This window comes from Pseudomonas sp. M30-35 (assembly GCF_002163625.1).
Classification (GTDB): domain Bacteria; phylum Pseudomonadota; class Gammaproteobacteria; order Pseudomonadales; family Pseudomonadaceae; genus Aquipseudomonas.
This window is the reverse complement of sequence record NZ_CP020892.1, coordinates 2,722,976-2,741,891: the sequence shown is the minus strand read 5'-3', so window position 1 is coordinate 2,741,891 and position 18,916 is coordinate 2,722,976. Positions and strand designations below refer to the sequence as shown.

Here is an 18,916-nt window from a genome sequence, read left to right as displayed (position 1 = left end):
GACGCATGAGTCGACCCGGTTTAGGCTAGCCGCAGGGTCTTTGGCCCGTATAATGCGTTAAGAATGCCAGTATAAATGGCGCACAACGGATGTTTTATGACAGAGCAACAACCTATCGCCGTCTTGGGTGGCGGCAGCTTCGGCACTGCAATCGCAAACCTGTTGGCTGAAAACGGCCAGCGTGTTCTGCATTGGATGCGTGACGATACTCAGGTCGAAGCGATATTGGCGACGCGTGAAAACCCACGCTACCTCAAAGGCATGAAAATTCATCTCGGTGTCGAGCCTCTTAGCGATTTGCAATCCACCGTCGAGCGCTGTGAGTTGATTTTTGTCGCCCTGCCATCAAGCGCACTGCGTCAAGCGCTGCAGCCTGTGGCGGAGTTGCTGGGCGGTAAAATGCTAGTCAGCACAACCAAAGGCATTGAAGCCAAGAGCTTCAAGCTAATGAGCCAGATTATTGAAGAAATTGCCCCAAAAGCGCGCATCGGAGTTATTTCAGGGCCAAATCTGGCTAAAGAAGTTGCCGCCGGCGCTTTAACTGCAACAGTCGTTGCCAGTGAAGACGAAGCTTTGTGCCAGCACGTGCAACAGGTTCTGCACGGTAAAACCTTTCGGGTCTACGCCAGTAATGATCGTTTCGGTGTTGAATTGGGCGGGGCATTGAAAAACGTCTATGCAATCATCGCCGGTATGGCGGCAGCACTGGAGATGGGTGAAAACACCAGAAGCATGCTGATCACCCGTGCCTTGGCTGAGATGACCCGTTTTGCTGTGCAACTCGGCGCTAATCCGATGACCTTTCTCGGTCTAGCCGGCGTGGGCGATTTGATCGTCACCTGCTCATCACCCAAGAGCCGCAACTATCAGGTGGGTTTCGCCCTAGGCGAAGGACTTAGTCTGGAAGATGCAGTGGCGCGTTTGGGCGAGGTTGCCGAGGGCGTCAACACGATCAAGGTACTCAAGGCGAAGGCTGATGAAATGGAGGTTTACATGCCTCTGGTCAATGGCTTGTACGCTATTTTGTTTGGTGGACGCACCTTGGGTCAGGTGATTGATAAATTGATGCAAGCCGAACCCAAAACTGACGTTGACTTTATTTCTACCACCGGTTTTTGAGGCGGGCGTTGTAAGCCTGCATTACCTGCATTAATAGTACTCAGGGAGAATCACATGGCTGAAAAAGACACCCTCATCGAACGTGAGTCACTGCTGCTCAGAATCCTGTGGATGGTGCTGTTTAGTGTCATCTGGCAAGCCGCTGTTCTGCTGCTGGGCGTGGCTGTTGTTGTGCAGTTGGTTTATCGCTTGATTTACGGCGCACCGAGCAAAGCCGTGCTTTCTTTTGGCGACAGCCTGAGTCAGTACCTGGCGCAGATCGGCCGCTTCGGCACCTTCAATACTGATGCAAAGCCATGGCCGTTTTCCGATTGGCCAAGCCCACAAGCCCCTCAAGGTGAAGCGGCTCATTCAGTTCCGCCTGCTCCGCACCCGGTGCGTGACGAAGAGCCTAAGCTGTGAGTCGTCGCTAATGCGCCTGTGGTTACTGCGTCACGGCGAGGCGCAGCCTAATGCACCGACAGATGCTGCGCGGGCTTTGACAGCGCACGGCCACGATCAAGTGCGTAAGGCTGCGCTGCAGCTTGTGGGGCGTCCCATTCGGCAGATTATTGCCAGCCCATATTTGCGTACCCAGCAAACAGCTGCATTGGTCGCGGAAGTGCTCGACTACGCCTCGCCAATCATCACGGCGCCCTGGTTAACCCCAGATAGCCAGTCGCGTAATGTGATCCGCCAGTTGGATATATATGCGGATGATGAAATCTTGTTGGTGACGCATCAGCCTCTGGTCGGTGATTTAGCCGGTTTGCTGATCCATGGTCATCGGGAGCAACCGCTGCCTATGATGACCGCAAGCCTGGCTGAACTTGACGGAACGATGGTTGCCGCTGGGGCCATGGATTTGCTGGCCGTAGTGCATGCCCATCATTAATTGAAATAGCACTACACAACGAAACATTTCTCCTCTTGCGGGATGCCTTTGGGCATGGAATAGTCAAACCAAGCAGTTGCTTGGTTTGACCCCGAAAACAATAACAAGGGAAGAAACTTCATGGCTGATGCGATTCGTTTACCGCTCGATGCATTCTATCATCGAGAGTCGCTCCACCCCGATAAGCGCTATCTTGTGCAACCACTGCCGGATGGCACTATTGAGTCTCTCAGCTGGGCTGAAGTGGGTGAGCAAGCCCGTCGCACAGCACATTGGCTTCGAAGCCGTGAGTTGCCGCCCGGCAGTCACATCGCAATCATCTCCAAAAACTGTGCACACTGGATAATCACTGATTTAGCCATCTGGATGGCTGGCCACGTGTCTGTGCCGTTGTATCCCAACCTGAGCGCTGAATCGATTAGCCATGTGCTTGAGCATTCAGAGTCGGTGCTGGCATTCATCGGCAAGCTTGATAACTGGCCGAGCATGGCACCGGGTATTCCAGACGCCATCCCGACTGTCGCCATGGCGCTGCATCCCGAGGGAAGTTTTGACTTCAATTGGAGTGATTTGCAGGCCTGCTCTCCGATACAAGATAGCCCGAGTCCTGAACCCGACCAGTTGGCAACCATCATCTACACCTCCGGCACCACCGGCCTGCCCAAAGGGGTGATGCATAACTTCAGTAATTTTGGCTTTGCTGCCAGCAATGCGCGCACGCTGTTTAGCGTCACTGAAGATGATCGACTGCTGTCATATTTGCCGCTATGCCATGTTGCCGAGCGCATGTTTATTGAGCTTTCGTCTTTCTATGGTGGCCCGACGGTGTTCTTTGCCGACAGTCTCGACACCTTTCTCGAGGACCTTAAGCGCGCACGACCCACCGTTTTCTTTGCCGTGCCGCGTATCTGGACCAAGTTCCAGATGGGGGTGTACAGCAAGATGCCCGCCGAAAAACTCGATTTCTTACTCAAGTTGCCGATCATCGGTTCAATCGTTGGCAAGAAGGTTCTAGCCGGGCTGGGGCTGGATGCAATTCGCTTTGCCTTGTCGGGTGCCGCGCCGGTGCCCGAAGCGTTGCTTAAGTGGTATCAACGCATGGGCCTGGATGTGCTTGAGGTGTACGGCATGACCGAGAACTGTGGTTACTCGCACGTGTGTCGCCCGGGTAAGTACAAAAAGGGCTGGATCGGTCAAAACAGTACCGGAGTTGAGGCGCGCATCGCCGAAGATGGCGAGTTGCAGGTGCGCAGCGGTGCAACGATGCAGGGCTACTATAAAGACCCAGTAAAAACAGCAGAGACGATCACCCCGGATGGTTTCCTGCGCACCGGCGACAAAGGTGAGCAGGATGCAGACGGTAATTTGCGTTTGACCGGACGGATCAAGGAAATTTTCAAAACCAGCAAAGGTAAATATGTTGCGCCTTCACCTATTGAAAACCGTTTAGCTGTGCACTCACGCATTGAGCAAGTGTGTGTAGTCGGTGACGGTATGGCGCAGCCGATGGCGCTCTGTGTGTTGTCTGATATTGGCCGCCAGGAAGCGGCCAATAGTGACCGTGGCGAGCTTGAAAACAGCCTGAAAAAGCTGCTGGAGGAGGTCAATACACGCCTTGATCAACACGAGCGGCTGCAAGGCTTGGTGCTGGTAAAAGATGTATGGTCGATTGAGAATGGGTTTCTGACACCGACATTGAAAATCAAGCGCAATGTGGTCGAGGATACTTACGCCAGTCGTTTTCCGGCGTGGAGTGACAGTCGCCAACCTCTGGTTTGGCATGATTGACCCGCTGTGAACAATACTCACCGGTCGTGCTTGATTCGGGTTCATCGGTGGTGGTGCAACGTTATATATAAGGAACGCGTATGAGCCTGTGGCGCCGAACACCCGATATCGATGGTTTGAATGCAACGCTGAAAAATACCATCGGTGAACAGCTGGATATCCGCTTCGAGTCATTTGACGATGAGTCGATAACTGCGAGCATGGTCGTTGATTCCCGTACCCATCAACCCTATGGACTGCTGCATGGTGGCGCATCGGTGGTGCTCGCTGAAACATTGGGCTCCACCGCAAGCTACCAGTGTATCGATACAGAGAAATTCTACTGTGTGGGCCTGGAGGTCAATGCTAACCATCTACGCGGTGTGCGCAGCGGACGTGTGACTGCTGTTGCGCGAGCCGTTCACCTGGGCCGCACAACGCATGTGTGGGACATTCGACTGACGACTGAAGATGGCAAAACCAGTTGCATTTCACGGCTCACGGTGGCGGTTGTCGCCCATGGTGGCGAAATACCCAAGTAAGCGGCCAGGAATCCTCTGAAAAAGGCACGCAAACCAGCCACGCTGTGATTGTGTTGCCCGCTGCAATTTTGTCCAAGATCATAGCGCTGCAAGTAGGTAAAGTAGCGCCTATGGAACAGACTCAGCACATCATCAGTGGTTTACCCGGCGTACGTTTGATCAACGCCGAGTACCATAATTTTGCCTTTCCCCGGCACTTTCACCTGGAGTACCACATCGGCTTGATGTTGCGCGGGCAGCATCGTTATGTGTGCCGTGGTGAGCGCCAGCAGGCGACAATGGGCGACGCGTTGCTGATGGCACCTGAACAGATTCATGACGGCGCGAGTCTGACTGGCGAGGGTTATCGCATCCGCGTGCTGGCCCTCGATCCACAACGACTTGAACTGGCCAGTCGCAGCTTTAGTGACGAACGCCATGGCACGCCGCGCCTGACCAGTTCTTCTTTGCGCAATGTAAAGCTGCAACAGCAGTTAGGCAGCCTGCATGCCTCTTTAGTCAACGGTGACTCGACACTGGCGCAGGAAAGTTACCTGTTGAATATGCTCGCAACCTTGCTGGATATCAGCTCGACCCTGCGGATCAAGGAGCATGATCAAGGTTTTGACCTGCGCACTTGGGCGCGTTTGCGTGACTGGCTGGAGTCACGGCTTGATCAGCCGCCGTTGCTCGAAGAGTTGGCCGCTTTTTGTGGCCTAAGCCCTTGGCAGGCACTGCGTAGCTTCAGTCGCCAGTGTGGTTTGCCGCCGCATCAATGGTTGACTCAATTGCGCTTGGAAAGGGCGTTACCGCGCGTACTGAGCGGTGAGTCACTGAGTCAAATTGCCTTGCAACTGGGCTTCTACGATCAAGCGCATTTTTCTCGTTTGTTTCGCCGAACCTACGGTTTGCCTCCAGCAAAGCTGCGTTCAAACCGCTGATTTAAACCCTTCCTAGTTTTTTACCTGATCTTGTGGAGATTGCCATGCAGGAGAGTTCTGTCTTGCTGTCGCTGACGGCTGTGTTCGTATTAGCGCTTATCAGTCCTGGGCCAGATGTGGCGCTGGTTGTACGCACCTCGATTCACCAAGGTCGGCGTAGCGGTTTGCTCAGTGCGTTAGGCCTTGCTTGCGGGATTTTGCTGCACGGTATTTTGGTGCTAACCGGCGTGTCATTGCTGCTTAGCAGTTCGCCGATACTGTTTAATTTGATTCAGGTCGCTGGCGCAGGCTTTTTAGCGTGGTTGGGGGTTGGCGCTTTACGCTCACGTTTCAGCCCCTCAGCCGTACAAACCGGACAGTTCACTCGCGCCTTGGAACCCTCCGCACTGGGACCATGGCTGCGCGGCTTTGCCACCAACATACTCAACCCCAAGGCATTGGTGTTTTTCCTGGCGCTGTTAAGCAGTTTGATTCCGGCGCATATGTCAGTGTCAGGCAAGGTGGCTGCAGCAACTATATTGTTTGGCGTTGGGTTGCTTTGGTTTAGCCTGCTGAGCATTGGTTTAACCCATCGCAGCCTGCAAGTACGCTTGATGCGCCTGGTGCCCACTATCGATTTATTCTGCGGTGTGGTTTTTATTTTTGTCGCTGCAGCGATCCTCGTTCGCGTGGCTGTGGCAACGGGTGTTTGGCAATAGCACCATCATCACTGGCAGTTACAGTCATTGTGGTAGCAGCGTGGGTGCTGGACAATTCGCTCAGTTTCGATTGATTGAGTGAACCAATGCCGAGCCCTCAAACTGTATTTTTTGCCCACGCTAACGGTTTTCCGGCAGCCACCTACGCCAAGTTGTTCAACGCGCTGGCGCCGCAATATCGGGTCGAGCATCTTGGTCAGCACGGCCACAACCCTGATTTTCCGGTTAATGAAAACTGGGGCAACCTGGTTAGTGAGTTAATTCATCACCTCGAGCAGCTGGATCAGCCGGTTTGGGGTGTGGGGCATTCGCTCGGTGGCGTGCTGCATTACCACGCCGCACAGTTACGTCCGGAGTTGTATCTGGGCGTCGCCATGCTCGATTCGCCGTTGTTAACCTTGGCTGATCAAATGGTCATTCGCGCAGCCAAGCGCTTTGGCTTTATTGATCGCATCACACCCGCTGGGCGAACCATTGGCCGGCGCGAAGAGTTTGCTGATGCCGCCGAAGCGCACCGTTACTTTGCCGGTAAAAGCCTGTTTCGCAGGTTTGACCCCGAATGTTTAAGTGCCTACATCGAGCATGGCTTGCAGCCAGCGGGAGCAGGGCTACGCCTGCGCTTTGATCCGGCGACAGAAATCAGTATCTACCGCAATGTGCCGCACATAAGTGCTGGTCGTCCGCAGCAGCTAAAAGTGCCGCTGGTGATGGTCCGTGGTCGCCATAGCCGAGTGGTGTTACCGCATCACACGCGGCATGTACGTCGTGTGCCTAACGGTGAGTACCTGACCTTGCCGGGTGGTCACATGTTTCCTTTGGAACATCCGTTGCAAACCGCGCAACTGTTAAAGTCATTTTTTAGCCGCTGGAGCAGCAGTGGCAATGACGACTCAAGTAAGGACACTGCATGACCCCGAATATTGAAGAGCTGCGTTTACGCCTTCCACATATCGAACTCGCCGCTCAGGTTTATGGGCCTGAAGATGGCAAGCCAGTCATTGCCTTGCACGGCTGGCTGGATAACGCCGCAACTTATGCCCGATTGGCGCCTAAGCTCGAAGGCTTGCGTATTGTGGCATTGGATTTTGCCGGGCATGGGTTATCCGAGCATCGGCCAGCGGGCGTCAGCTATGCGATTTGGGACTATGTCTACGATGTAGTGCAGGCGGCTGAGTTTCTTCAGTGGGAAAAATTCAGTGTCATCGGCCACTCAATGGGGGCGATTGTCGGTTTGTTGCTGGCTGGCGCCTTGCCTGAACGGGTTGAGCGCTTGGCACTGATTGATGGGGTGACTCCGCACACCCTGGAAGCCGAGGATGCGCCTGAGCGCTTCGGTGATGCGTTAGTTGCGCAGATGCTTCTGGCTAAAAAACGCAAAACAGTTCATCCCGACTTCAAGCGCGCCGTTGAAATGCGCATGAACGGCATGACCTCAGTTAGCCTTGAGGCCGCACAGTTCTTGGCGGCGCGCGGTTTGCTTGAGGTGCCCGGCGGCTATTCGTGGCGCGCCGACAGCCGTCTCACTTTGCCGTCTAAACTGTTACTGACCCACGCTCAGGCGATGGCGTTTGCCAAGCGAGTGGCCTGTCCAGTGAGTTTGGTTGTGGCAGAGCAGGGCATCTTGCTGGGCAAGGCCAAGGCCAGTTTCGACAAAATTGTCAGCCAGCTTGATTTCGCGGTAACGACTCTGCCGGGCGGTCACCATCTGCACCTTGATGATGAGCCCGGTGCGCTGCTCGTAGCAGACTGTTTCAATCGCTTTATGCACGCTTCTTGACTTGGTAAACCGAACTGGGGAATGGTGGTGCCATTGCAATGGAGAAGCACATGATCGACTTTTACACCGCGGCGACACCGAATGGGCACAAAGTAGCGATTGCTCTCGAAGAGCTTGAGCTACCCTATAACGTGCACGCGTTGAGTTTCGACAAGAAACAACAGAAAGCCCCAGAATTTCTCAACGTTAACCCTAATGGACGAATCCCGGCGATTGTTGACCGTGGCAATGATGATTTTGCTGTGTTTGAGTCAGGTGCTGTACTGATCTATCTCGCCGAGAAAACCGGAAAGTTAATGCCGCAGGATGCCAAAAAGCGCTCGCTGGTGATGCAATGGTTAATGTTCCAAATGGGCGGTATTGGCCCAATGCAGGGGCAGGCCAACGTGTTCTACCGCTATTTACCTGAGAAAATTCAGGTGGGCATCGATCGTTATCAGCATGAAACTCGGCGCTTATATGAGGTGCTCGACTCGCGGTTGGCGCAGGCTGAGTATTTAGCCGGGAGCTATAGCATCGCGGATATCGCGACGTTTCCTTGGGTGCGCCTCCATGAGTGGGCCGGGGTTTCAATTGATGGGCTAGACAACCTTCAGCGCTGGCTTGATGTCATTGCTCAGCGGCCAGCAGTGCAGCGCGGCCTGAACATTCCACACAGCGAAGAAGGCGGTGCAAAAGCCGTTAACTCCGCGCAGACAATGTTGGCTCGCTAATGGTCGGTCTACGTAGTTTTTATGTTGTTGTCGGTATGCTGCTCAGCTCGGCAGTGCTTGCAGATGTGCCTGGCAGTCAGGATTTACCCATAATGCCGCGCTTTGCGGGTAGCGAAATCATCAGCTACAGCGACGAACCGGGTCAGGAGCGCATTTATCCGCAAGGCTCCATTCGCCGGATTAGCGGCCGTTTGCGCTATGAGAATGAAATTCAACTCAAGGGCCAGCTCACGACCATAACCTACCGGCTGCCAGATACGCACAGCTCTAATGATGTGTTCAATACCACCCGTGAAGCGCTGTTGGCCGAGGATGCCCAGATGCTTTATTGGTGTCAGGGGCGTGATTGTGGGGGGAGTAGCCTGTGGGCTAATTCGGTCTTCTCCAAATCAATCCTGTATGGCCCGGATGAGCAACAGTCGTTTGCCTTGTTTCGACTGGCAGAGCCGCAGCAAGACAGTCTTCTTGCGCTATACAGCATCACTCGCGGTAATCGTCGGGCATATTTACACGCCGAATTACTCGCCAACGACACGGCTTTAGCTGAGATAGTGCCAACCCCTGCAACACTATTAAGGCAGTTGCGAACCACTGGCGTGTTGAACTTGTCCAATCAACAGGAGCCAACTCCTGCGTGGATTGAAGCACTGTCGCGGGCTTTGAATTCGGATAGCACAATGCGTGTAAGCCTTGCTGGCGCCAGTGCAGAAAGCTGGCGCGAGGCGCTAGTCGAGCAACGTGTGCGCAGTGCACGGCTTGAGTTGGGTGATGCGGATGTTGCAGGTTTGCAGGTGAATGTACTTCGCTGAAAAGCAGAATATTCGCCGCAGCTCGGCACCCGCTTACTGTTGCGACATCAACCAAGGCAAGCTCCTTGGCTGATTAACAAGGCTCTGTGTTAACCCACAGGGCCTTTGTCCTTTATTAGGAACGTATAAATGCTCAATAACGATCGCCTGCTGGTGCAGATATTGCTGCTGGCATTGCTGGGTGCAAGCTTGTGGGTGCTTGCGCCGTTTTGGTCGGCGCTGTTCTGGGCTGCTGTGCTGGCTTTCGCCAGTTGGCCATTAATGCTCTGGTTAACCCGCTTGCTCAAAGGGCGTGAGTCATTGGCAGCAGCCATATTGACACTCTGCTGGATAGTGCTGGTTGCGGTGCCGTTGGTGTTGCTCGGTTATAACTTGGCGGATCATATTCGCGATGCCACCGGCTTGATCAAAAACCTTCAGGTAACGGGGTTGCCTGCTCCACCTTATTGGCTTGCGAGCGTGCCATTGGTGGGTGATCGTTTGGTTTCACTCTGGCAAACCGTTGACCAGCAAGGCGCTGCCTTCTTTGAGTCGCTACGACCTTACTTCGGTCAAGTTGGTAATTGGCTGTTGGAGCGCAGTGCGCAGATTGGCGGGAGCATGCTCGAACTGGCGTTGAGTTTGGTGCTGGTGTTTTTCTTTTACCGCGACGGCCCGCGCCTTGCTGCGTTTGCCCGCAGCCTGCTTGAACGTTTGATCGAAGACCGTGCAGACCATTACCTGAACCTGATTGCGGGCACTGTCCAGCGCGTCGTCAACGGTGTGATTGGTACGGCTGCTGCACAGGCCGTATTGGCTTACATCGGTTTCTTGATTGCAGGCGTGCCGGGGGCATTACTTCTTGGCTTGCTGACCTTTGGCGCCAGTCTGTTGATGTTTCCGCCCTTGGTGTGGGTGCCAGCCGTGGCTTGGCTGGCCTGGAATGGTGAGGTCGGCATGACGATCTTCCTCGGCATTTGGGGGTTGTTGATCATTAGTGGTGTCGACAATATTCTTAAGCCTTACCTGATCAGCCGAGGCGGTAATTTACCGCTTGTGGTGGTGTTGCTTGGGGTGCTTGGCGGCATTCTGTCGTTTGGTTTCATGGGCCTGTTCCTGGGGCCAACCTTACTGGCGGTTGCTTACAACCTGGTCACCGACTGGGTCGAGCATGGGCGACCCAGGCTTGAGACGGAGTCGGGGGAAGTCATGCTCAGTAAAGAGCAGCCACCCGTCTAATCGAAAACGACCGCCAAAAGGCGGTCGTTTTGATTGTGCGGCGTCTGCTGAGTATTGGGTCTTAGTGATCGCCGCGCTCATACTTGTCCAGCGTATCTTTGGCAATTTGGCGGCCGAGCATGATTAGCTCCGGGGCTTTATAGAATTCAAAGAAACGGCACACGCGCTTAGGCACATTGATCAGGATATCCGGCGGATAGCCAGCAATCTTGTATTGCGCCAATGATGCTTGCATCACTTCAAAGCTCTGGTTGACCAACTCTAACAACGAGGCCGGGCCGCCAACGCTGGCAATGCGTGAGCCAGAGGCAGACTTTGGCGCTGCTTCGGCCTCAGGCTCGGGCGCGGCAGGCGGCTGCTGGTCAGGTTGCAAAATGTACTCGTACTCAATAGCGGCGCGATCTTCAAGTAAGAGTACTTGCTCTTCACCTTCAGCGTTTTTTCGACGCAATGTGGGCAGGCGTGAGCCGAGCGAGGCCATCATGACATCAAAGCGGCCCTTGATCGCTGGGGGGCGCTCGATAACTGGCAGTTGATAGTGCTGCTGATTGGTTGAATTGAGATTGACCGCGATAATCAGGTCGCAATGGCTCGAAACTACTGGAACGATAGGCAGTGGATTAAGTAAGCCACCATCGACCAGCATGCGTGAGCCTTGAATGACAGGGGTAAAGAGACTCGGAATCGCCGCTGATGCACGCATTGCTTGATGCAAATTACCTTCCTGAAACCAGATCTCCTGCTGATTGGTCAGGTCGGTCGCAACAGCAGTGAAAGGAATACGCAGGTCTTCGATATTGACCTCGCCGACGATTTCGCGAATTTGGCCAAATACTTTCTCGCCGCGAATAGCGCCTAGCCGAAAGCTGACGTCGAGCAGGCGCAGGACATCCAAGTAATCTAAGCTCTGCGTCCATTCACTGTATTCTTTGAGTTTGCCGGCGGCGTAAATACCGCCCACTACAGCCCCCATGGAGCAGCCAGCAACACATGCGATGTCGTAGCCACGGGATTCTAGTTCTTCGATAACACCAATGTGCGCATAACCACGTGCACCTCCTGACCCCAAGACCAGTGCGACTCGCTTTTTCACCTTAAATCCCTCATAACGCTTTGTTTTATCAACATACTCGCGAGAGGCGCTAGCGCCAAGGCTGCATTTGCTAGAATGTGCCCGCCTGTCGACCTGACCAGTGAGAAATCATGAGTGAGCCAATTCGTTTGACCCAATACAGCCACGGTGCCGGTTGTGGCTGCAAAATTTCACCCAAGGTTCTGGAGGTGATTCTGGCCGGCAGCGGTGCGCAGAACCTCGACCCTAAACTTTGGGTCGGCAATACGTCACGCGATGATGCCGCGGTGTACGAGATTGATGCTGAGCGCGGCGTGGTTTCGACCACCGACTTCTTTATGCCCATCGTTGATGATCCGTATGACTTCGGACGGATTGCTGCCACAAACGCAATCAGCGATATCTATGCAATGGGGGGCGACCCGCTGATGGCCATTGCGATTCTAGGCTGGCCGGTCAATGTGCTGGCGCCTGAAGTCGCGCGTGAAGTGATTCGCGGTGGCCGCTCTATCTGCGACGAGGCAGGTATTGCCTTGGCTGGCGGTCACTCGATTGACGCGCCGGAGCCTATCTTTGGCCTGGCCGTTACCGGTTTGGTTGAAAAGCGCCACATGAAGCGCAATGACACTGCCACCGCCGGCTGCAAGCTGTATCTGACCAAACCGCTGGGCATCGGTATTCTTACCACCGCCGAAAAGAAAGCCAAATTGCGCGATGAAGACATCGGCCTGGCGCGTGACTTGATGTGCACCCTAAACAAGCCGGGCAGTCGTTTTGCCAAGTTGGCGGGTGTCATGGCAATGACCGACGTCACCGGTTTCGGCCTGCTGGGGCACTTGGTCGAAATGGCGGATGGCAGCGGTCTGACTGCACGCATTGAGTTTGCCAATGTGCCGCGTCTACCGAGTGTTGAATATTATCTGGAGCAGGGCTGTACTCCGGGTGGAACGCTGCGCAACTTTGATAGCTATGGCGACAAGATTGCGCCATTGCCGCAACTGTGCAAATTACTCCTGTGCGACCCGCAAACCAGTGGTGGCTTGCTGGTTGCTGTAACCCCTGAAGGTGAGGCCGAGTTTCTGCAAGTCGCCAGTGAGTGCGGCCTGAGTCTTGAGTCGATTGGCGCTATGTTTGAGCGACAGAGCTATGCGGTTGAGGTGGTGTAATGCGTGACGACACCAATGACTACCGCCAGATATTCTTGCAAGATACCGCGCTGATGGATGCTCGTGCCCCGATTGAGTTCAACAAGGGAGCATTTCCCGGTGCCGTTAACTTACCGCTGATGGATGACATCGAGCGGCAAAAGGTAGGTACCTGTTACAAGCAGCACGGCCAGCAAGCGGCTATTGAACTGGGCCATCAACTGGTTAATGGCCAGATCAAGGCCGATCGTTTGGCGGCATGGGCGGCTTTTGCCAAGGCCAACCCAGAGGGATATTTATATTGCTTTCGTGGTGGCCTGCGTTCGCAACTCGTGCAGCAATGGATGAAGTCCGAGCTAGGCATTGCCTATCCGCGTGTAGTGGGCGGTTATAAAGCCATGCGCGGTTTTTTGATTGAAACCACAGAGCAAGCCATACAACAAAGCCAGTTTATTCTCGTTGGCGGTATGACCGGCACGGGTAAAACCGAAGTGGTTGCACAATTGGCCAATAGCTTGGACCTTGAAGGGCATGCCAACCACCGGGGTTCGAGCTTTGGTAAGCGCGCGACCGGCCAGCCGATGCAGATTGATTTTGAAAATGCCTTGGCCATCGACATCCTGAAAAAACGTGAGCGCGATATCAATCAATTCGTGCTTGAAGACGAGGGCCGAATCATCGGCCGTTGTTCGCTGCCTTTGCCACTGTATGACGCTATGCAAAGTTTTCCGCTGGTCTGGCTTGAAGACAGTGTAGAAGGGCGTGTTGAGCGAATTCTAAAAGACTACGTGATTGACCTGCGCGCTGAGTTTGTCGAATTGTTAGGCGAAGAAGCGGGCTTTGTAGCTTTCGCTGAGCGCTTGCAACAAAGCTTGGCTAATATTCTCAAGCGCTTGGGCGGCGAGCGATACCAACGGCTAGCCGCGATCATGGATCAAGCCTTGATCGAGCAACAGGCCAACAACGATGTCAGCCTTCACCGTGGTTGGATCGAAACGCTATTGGTTGAGTATTACGATCCGATGTATGTATTTCAGCACGAGCACAAAGTAGGACGTATTGAGTTCACTGGTGAGCAAACTGCTGTTGTTGAGTATCTACGAGAGCGTGCAACGCGTTGATCCAATTCGATTTAATGTTGTCATAGCTAACAGTTGCACACTTCGGCTGGCTGCAAATACTGCTGGTCACCGGACTAACCTGAAATTTGAGAGGCACTATGAAAGCTTTGATCTGCTTACCCTTAGTTGTTCTGTTGCTTGCCGGTTGCTCAGGCAAAACGGTTAATCGTGATAGCTGCGCCAACCAGTTGGATGCCGCGTGGAAAGAGCTTGATCTGGCTAAGGCTGAAGGTTTTACGGGCACCGTTAGCTATTCCAAGGCGTTGTCACTGCTGACGGCGGCTAAAACTCAGCAGCAGTTTGAAGCCTATGAAGGTTGCACCAGCAAAGCTCAAAAAGCTCGCTTTTACATCGGTGAGTCCCGCGCTGGCCGTTAAAATACGCGAAAAAAAAACCGCTCAGGAAGTTGCAGATGCTCATCGATTTTAGTCAGTTAGCAGCGCTTGATGCCTACCGTTGGTTGGCCTCGACTGTCACACCTCGGCCCATTGCATGGGTATCAAGTCGTTCTGCTAGCGGGGTGAGCAATCTCGCGCCGTTCAGTTTTTTTCAGGTGATTAGCGATGAGCCGCCGACCTTGATGGTCAATGTTAATCATCATTCTGACGGCAGCCTCAAAGATACGTTGCGTAATGCCGAAGAGACCGGCGAGCTGGTCATTCAGCTTGTCTCGTTTAAGCACGCAGAAGCGATGAACGCCAGCTCAGCGATCCTGGAGCATGGCGTCAGTGAGTTTGAGCGATGTGGCATTGCGAGCCTCGCCAGTGAGCGGGTTGCGGTGCCGCGAGTCGCGGGTGCTGCGGTCACCTTTGAATGCAAAGTCTCGCAGATTCAGCCTTTCCCGCAGAATAATCCCAACTGTAATCTGATTTTTGCCGAGGTTTTGCTGGCACACATCGATGATGCTGTGCTCAGTGAAAAAGGCCGGGTTGACCCGCACAAACTGGATGTTGTCGGGCGTTTGGGCGGCATGTCGTATACCCGCACACGTGAGACATTTGATATGACACGGCCGAGCTGACCGCTCAATTCTTTTTTCTCGCACACTGTTGTACTCAAGTAAGCGTTCATCACGTGTAACGCAGTTTGGTTAATTGAGGGCGCTGCTCACAGTTTCGTGAGTAAAGATTACATGGCCCTTTGCCGAAGCTGTGACAGCCAGTAGCATCAGGTTAACTTGTCGTAGGAGTTTATGATGCGCACCCAACTAGACGCATGCCTAAGTGCGGTCAATGAAATACTGCTGGGTAAAGAACAGCAGGTCAGACTCGCAATGGCGTGCTTGTTGGCGCGTGGTCACTTGTTGATTGAAGATTTACCCGGCATGGGTAAAACCACGCTGAGTCAGGCGTTGGCAAAAGTGCTGGGGTTAAGCTTCCAGCGGATTCAGTTCACCTCTGATTTACTGCCGGGCGATATTCTCGGAACCTCTGTATTTGATAAAGACACCGGGCAATTTGTCTTTCACCAAGGGCCAATATTTGCCGAATTGGTTCTGGCTGATGAAATCAACCGGGCCACCCCCAAGAGCCAGAGTGCGCTGCTTGAGGCAATGGAAGAAGGCCAAGTCACCATTGAAGGCGCAACCCGTGCGCTGCCTGATCCATTTTTTGTGATTGCAACACAAAACCCGGTTAGCCAAGGCGGTACCTTTGCCTTGCCGGAATCACAACTCGACCGGTTCTTGATGCGTTTGTCTTTGGGCTATCCGGCAAAAGCTGCAGAAAAAGCGCTGTTGATGGGGGATGCACGGCGCACGATGTTGCCTAAGTTGGCGCCAATACTGGACCACGCACAATTGGCTTTATTACAGAGTGAAGTGCCCAAAGTTCGGGTCAGCGATGCGTTGGTTGACTATGTTTTGCGGCTGGTAGAGGCAACGCGTACCCAGCCGCAGTTTGCTTGGGGGCTTTCACCGCGAGCAAGCCTAGCACTCTTGGCCGCATCTCGGGCGTGGGCGCTGCTTGAGGGGCGCGAATATGTGATCCCGGAAGATGTGCAAGCGGTATTGCCTTCCGTCGTCGGTCACCGTTTACGTGAGCGTGCAGATCCTACCGGCCACAGCGGCGGCACTTTGGTGCAGTGGTTGTTACGCGAGATCTCAGCGATTTGATTCGGCGCCTTAAACCACGGTGGGACCGTTGGCTGTCGCGGCGCATCCCGCCTGCGAAATGTCTACGGTTGACCCAGCGGCAAATATTTATCATCCCTTCTAAGGTTGGGGTGATGTTCGTTTTGGCGTTGATGCTGATGTTGCTGGCCGCGATCAATTATCAAAACAGCTTGGCTTACGGGCTGACCTTTTTGCTTGGCTCAGTGTTTATCGTCGCCATCTTGCATACTTATCTCAATCTCAGCGGCTTAACGCTTAAGTCGGGTTCTGCCGAGCCGGTGTTTGTCGGTGAGCATGCGCGTTTTAGAGTGAGGCTTGAGAGTGACAAGCGAGCGCATGAGGCGATTGCGTTGGGCTGGCAGGCAAATGACTTACTACAGTTTGACGTCGCAGCATTGTCCGGGAGCGATGCTGAACTTGCATTACCGGCCAACGCTCGTGGCTGGTTGCGACCAGGCCGAATGCGGGTTGAGAGCCATTTCCCGCTGGGTATTTTGCTGGCGTGGAGCTGGGTTGACCTGGATTTGCAGGTGCTGGTTTATCCGCGCCCGATTGAAGGTGACTTACCGCTCAGCTCTGGAAGCAGTGATGATCCAGAAGACCAAGGTGTGCGGGCTCAGGGCAGTGGCGCTGATGATTTTCAAGGGCTTAAAGCTTATCAGCCCGGAGACTCGAAACGCCGCCTGCACTGGAAGGCATATTCGCGAGGCCTTGGTTTATTGGTCAAAGACTTCGCGACATTGAGTGGCCGTGATGCCTGTCTGGATTTTAATGCACTGACAGGCGATACCGAGGCTCGCCTGTCACTGCTGTGCTTTTGGGTTTTACAACTGACAGAGCGTCAGCAGCTGTTTTCATTGGATTTACCTGGCACCCATATCGCCGCCAGCAGTGGCGAGCAGCATTGCCAGCAATGCTTGCGTGCACTTGCTTTATACGGCTTACCCGCCGAAGCGCCGAGTGCGATGAATGAGTAGCCAGCAGAGTATTCCGCGCGTCAGCCTGACATGGCTGCTGATTGCACAAGTGCTGGTGATCATCCCGCACCTCACTCACTTGCCCTTGTGGGTGGTGGGTTTGTGGCTTGGCTGTGCAGTATGGCGGGTGCAGATATACCGCATGCGTGCGCGGTTTCCCAAGGCCTGGCTCAAAGCCATGTTGATGCTTGGCGCTGGCGTCGGTGTGTTTTTGTCGCGCGGCAGTGTGGTTGGATTAGATGCCGGTGTGGTGCTGTTGATCGCGGCTTTTGTGTTGAAGCTGGTTGAAGTGCGTACGCGCCGTGATGCCTTGGTTCTTATCTTTCTTGGCTTCTTCACCGTTGTCACAAGCTATTTGTTTGATGACAGCATGCTCACCGCAGCTTTTAGCTTGCTGCCAGTGGCTGCTTTGCTGGCAGCGATGATTGGCCTGCAGCAAAGTGCGCTGGCGACACGCCCTTGGTCAACAGCAAAGCTGGCCGGGACTTTGCTGCTGCAGGCGCTGCCATTGATGCTGTTGTTGTTCATATTCTTCCCGCGTATGGGACCGTTATGGTCGCTGCCGGGAGCAAACTCCAAAGGTGTAACCGGGCTGTCGGACAACATGGCGCCGGCTGATATTGCCGAATTGAGCCAGTCCAGCGAACTGGCCTTCCGAGCCAGCTTTGAGGGACAGGCGCCATCGCGAAATCAATTGTACTGGCGCGCCCTGACGCTTGATCGTTTTGACGGTCGGCGTTGGTCACAGTCGAATTTTGCCCAGTTGCCACTGCAACCGTCATGGCAAAAGCAGGGCGAGCCAATTAGTTACAGCATCGTGATGCAACCCAGTTCGAGGCAGTGGTTATTTGCGTTGGATGTTGCCCAGACCACGCTCGAAGACACCCACATGATGAGTGATTTTCGCTTGCAGCGGAAAAGGCCTGTCGACCGATCCTTGCTGTATGACGTTACCTCTTGGCCACAAGCGTTGCGTGAATCCACGAGCCCGGCAAGAGCGTTACAGCGGTTACTGCAGTTGCCGGATAGTGGTGATCCGCGCAGTCGGGAGTGGGCGCAGCAACTCAAGCGCGAATACCCTCAGACCGAGCAACTGGTGCAGGCGGTCTTGCGCAATTTCAATCGCCAACCCTATCACTACACGCTGCGTCCGAAAGCAGTTGGGGTTGATAGTATTGATGACTTTCTGTTTGAAACCCGTAGCGGTTTTTGCGCTCACTACGCGGGCGCAATGACCTTTGTGCTGCGCGCTGCGGGGATACCTGCGCGGGTAGTTGCGGGCTACCAAGGCGGCGAATTCAATCCCTCTGGTAATTATGTGCAGGTCCGTCAGTTTGATGCGCATGCCTGGGTTGAGTATTGGCAAGCGGGCAAGGGCTGGACCCGAGCCGATCCAACTTTTGAAGTCGCACCTGAGCGCATTGAACTGGGTTTGGAGGAGGCCGTAGCGGGTGAAGACAGCTTCCTCGAAAAGTCTCCTTTCTCGCCGCTTCGTTATCGTCAACTGGCATGGCTTAATCAACTCAGATTAGGCTGGGATCAACTCAATTACGACTGGCAGCGCTGGGTCCTTGGCTATCAGGGCGCACAGCAATTGCAACTGTTTCAGCGTTGGTTTGGCAAAGTTGACGGTCGCTGGCTGGCGTTGAGTCTGGTGGGTGGAGGAGCAATAGTGCTCGGTTTGCTCGCTCTGTTTTTATTCAAGCCGTGGCAGTATCAACGTGATCAGCAGCAGCGAATATTCAGCCAGTTTGAGCGTTTGCTGACGCGCCATGGGATCGTTCGCCGCCCGGCAGAAGGGGCACGTGACTTTGCCCAGCGAGCAGCGCAAGCAATGCCTGGGCAAACAACGCAAATTGAACAGTTCGCCGCCGCATTTGAAGCGCAGCGTTACGCTGGTGAGCGTCAGTCCGTGTCAGCGCTTAGATATCACCTGCGTGTCTTGCGTAAGGCGTTACCTTGGCGTTTCACTCGGCCATAGCCGTATAGCCGTATAGCCGTATAGCCAGTTGCGGCTAAACCTTTTGTGACTATTGGCTGCTTGTGGTGCA

At 54.2% G+C, this 18,916-nt stretch carries 20 protein-coding genes; 19 read left to right on the top strand and 1 reads right to left on the bottom strand.

Going from position 1 to position 18,916, the window contains the following annotated elements; translation table 11 throughout:
* The first annotated feature begins 96 nt into the window (after positions 1 to 96).
* The 12 genes from B9K09_RS12585 (at position 97) to B9K09_RS12530 (ending at position 10,437) form a co-directional block, all read left to right on the top strand.
* Positions 97 to 1,119: an NAD(P)H-dependent glycerol-3-phosphate dehydrogenase gene (locus B9K09_RS12585; RefSeq protein ID WP_087517124.1), complete on the top strand. Its 1,023-nt coding sequence runs from the start codon at positions 97 to 99 to the stop codon at positions 1,117 to 1,119.
* Between the two features lie 54 nt (positions 1,120 to 1,173).
* Positions 1,174 to 1,521, top strand: a complete 348-nt coding sequence (locus B9K09_RS12580) for a DUF4389 domain-containing protein (RefSeq protein ID WP_087517123.1) — start codon at positions 1,174 to 1,176, stop codon at positions 1,519 to 1,521.
* A gap of 10 nt (positions 1,522 to 1,531) precedes the next feature.
* Complete coding sequence (gene sixA, locus B9K09_RS12575) at positions 1,532 to 1,993, top strand: phosphohistidine phosphatase SixA (protein ID WP_087517122.1); 462 nt, start codon at positions 1,532 to 1,534, stop codon at positions 1,991 to 1,993.
* 120 nt (positions 1,994 to 2,113) lie between these two features.
* Complete coding sequence (locus tag B9K09_RS12570; RefSeq protein ID WP_087517121.1) at positions 2,114 to 3,781, top strand: AMP-binding protein; 1,668 nt, start codon at positions 2,114 to 2,116, stop codon at positions 3,779 to 3,781.
* An 80-nt stretch (positions 3,782 to 3,861) separates the two neighbouring features.
* Positions 3,862 to 4,302, top strand: coding sequence for a hotdog fold thioesterase (locus tag B9K09_RS12565; protein WP_087517120.1), 441 nt, complete (start codon positions 3,862 to 3,864; stop codon positions 4,300 to 4,302).
* Positions 4,303 to 4,412: 110 nt separating this feature from the next.
* Complete coding sequence (locus tag B9K09_RS12560) at positions 4,413 to 5,222, top strand: AraC family transcriptional regulator (RefSeq protein WP_087519086.1); 810 nt, start codon at positions 4,413 to 4,415, stop codon at positions 5,220 to 5,222.
* A 44-nt stretch (positions 5,223 to 5,266) separates the two neighbouring features.
* The gene (locus B9K09_RS12555) at positions 5,267 to 5,920 is read left to right on the top strand and encodes a LysE family translocator (RefSeq protein WP_087517119.1); all 654 of its coding nucleotides are present in this window, start codon (positions 5,267 to 5,269) and stop codon (positions 5,918 to 5,920) included.
* Positions 5,921 to 6,006: 86 nt separating this feature from the next.
* Positions 6,007 to 6,831 (top strand): alpha/beta fold hydrolase, encoded by an 825-nt coding sequence (locus B9K09_RS12550; protein WP_087517118.1) that lies wholly within the window; start codon positions 6,007 to 6,009, stop codon positions 6,829 to 6,831.
* Positions 6,828 to 7,697 (top strand): alpha/beta fold hydrolase, encoded by an 870-nt coding sequence (locus tag B9K09_RS12545; protein ID WP_087517117.1) that lies wholly within the window; start codon positions 6,828 to 6,830, stop codon positions 7,695 to 7,697. The genes B9K09_RS12550 and B9K09_RS12545 overlap by 4 nt, the downstream gene beginning before the upstream one ends.
* A gap of 50 nt (positions 7,698 to 7,747) precedes the next feature.
* Complete coding sequence (locus tag B9K09_RS12540; RefSeq protein ID WP_087517116.1) at positions 7,748 to 8,410, top strand: glutathione S-transferase family protein; 663 nt, start codon at positions 7,748 to 7,750, stop codon at positions 8,408 to 8,410.
* Positions 8,410 to 9,219, top strand: a complete 810-nt coding sequence (locus tag B9K09_RS12535; RefSeq protein WP_087517115.1) for a DUF4892 domain-containing protein — start codon at positions 8,410 to 8,412, stop codon at positions 9,217 to 9,219. Before B9K09_RS12540 ends, B9K09_RS12535 begins: the two co-directional genes overlap by 1 nt.
* A gap of 129 nt (positions 9,220 to 9,348) precedes the next feature.
* Positions 9,349 to 10,437 (top strand): AI-2E family transporter, encoded by a 1,089-nt coding sequence (locus B9K09_RS12530; protein ID WP_087517114.1) that lies wholly within the window; start codon positions 9,349 to 9,351, stop codon positions 10,435 to 10,437.
* Between the two features lie 61 nt (positions 10,438 to 10,498).
* Here the strand turns inward: B9K09_RS12530 and B9K09_RS12525 are convergent, their stop codons facing one another.
* Positions 10,499 to 11,530 carry a patatin-like phospholipase family protein gene (locus tag B9K09_RS12525; protein ID WP_087517113.1) on the bottom strand — a complete coding sequence of 344 codons (1,032 nt, stop codon included), beginning with the start codon at positions 11,528 to 11,530 and terminating at the stop codon, positions 10,499 to 10,501.
* A gap of 110 nt (positions 11,531 to 11,640) precedes the next feature.
* Here B9K09_RS12525 and selD point away from each other — a divergent pair, with 110 nt between their 5' ends.
* The 7 genes from selD (at position 11,641) to B9K09_RS12490 (ending at position 18,846) form a co-directional block, all read left to right on the top strand.
* Complete coding sequence (gene selD, locus B9K09_RS12520) at positions 11,641 to 12,675, top strand: selenide, water dikinase SelD (protein WP_087517112.1); 1,035 nt, start codon at positions 11,641 to 11,643, stop codon at positions 12,673 to 12,675.
* Entirely contained in the window at positions 12,675 to 13,775 is a 1,101-nt protein-coding gene (gene mnmH, locus B9K09_RS12515; RefSeq protein ID WP_087517111.1) for a tRNA 2-selenouridine(34) synthase MnmH, read from the top strand. The genes selD and mnmH overlap by 1 nt, the downstream gene beginning before the upstream one ends.
* A gap of 98 nt (positions 13,776 to 13,873) precedes the next feature.
* A complete protein-coding gene (locus tag B9K09_RS12510) occupies positions 13,874 to 14,152 on the top strand; it encodes a hypothetical protein (protein WP_087517110.1) in 279 nt (92 codons plus the stop codon).
* A 35-nt stretch (positions 14,153 to 14,187) separates the two neighbouring features.
* On the top strand, positions 14,188 to 14,796 hold the full coding sequence (locus B9K09_RS12505) for a flavin reductase family protein (RefSeq protein WP_087517109.1): 609 nt from the start codon (positions 14,188 to 14,190) through the stop codon (positions 14,794 to 14,796).
* Between the two features lie 174 nt (positions 14,797 to 14,970).
* Entirely contained in the window at positions 14,971 to 15,888 is a 918-nt protein-coding gene (locus B9K09_RS12500; RefSeq protein ID WP_087517108.1) for a MoxR family ATPase, read from the top strand.
* A gap of 113 nt (positions 15,889 to 16,001) precedes the next feature.
* Complete coding sequence (locus tag B9K09_RS12495) at positions 16,002 to 16,865, top strand: DUF58 domain-containing protein (protein WP_371917407.1); 864 nt, start codon at positions 16,002 to 16,004, stop codon at positions 16,863 to 16,865.
* Positions 16,858 to 18,846, top strand: a complete 1,989-nt coding sequence (locus tag B9K09_RS12490) for a DUF3488 and DUF4129 domain-containing transglutaminase family protein (RefSeq protein ID WP_087517106.1) — start codon at positions 16,858 to 16,860, stop codon at positions 18,844 to 18,846. Before B9K09_RS12495 ends, B9K09_RS12490 begins: the two co-directional genes overlap by 8 nt.
* Positions 18,847 to 18,916: the final 70 nt, after the last annotated feature.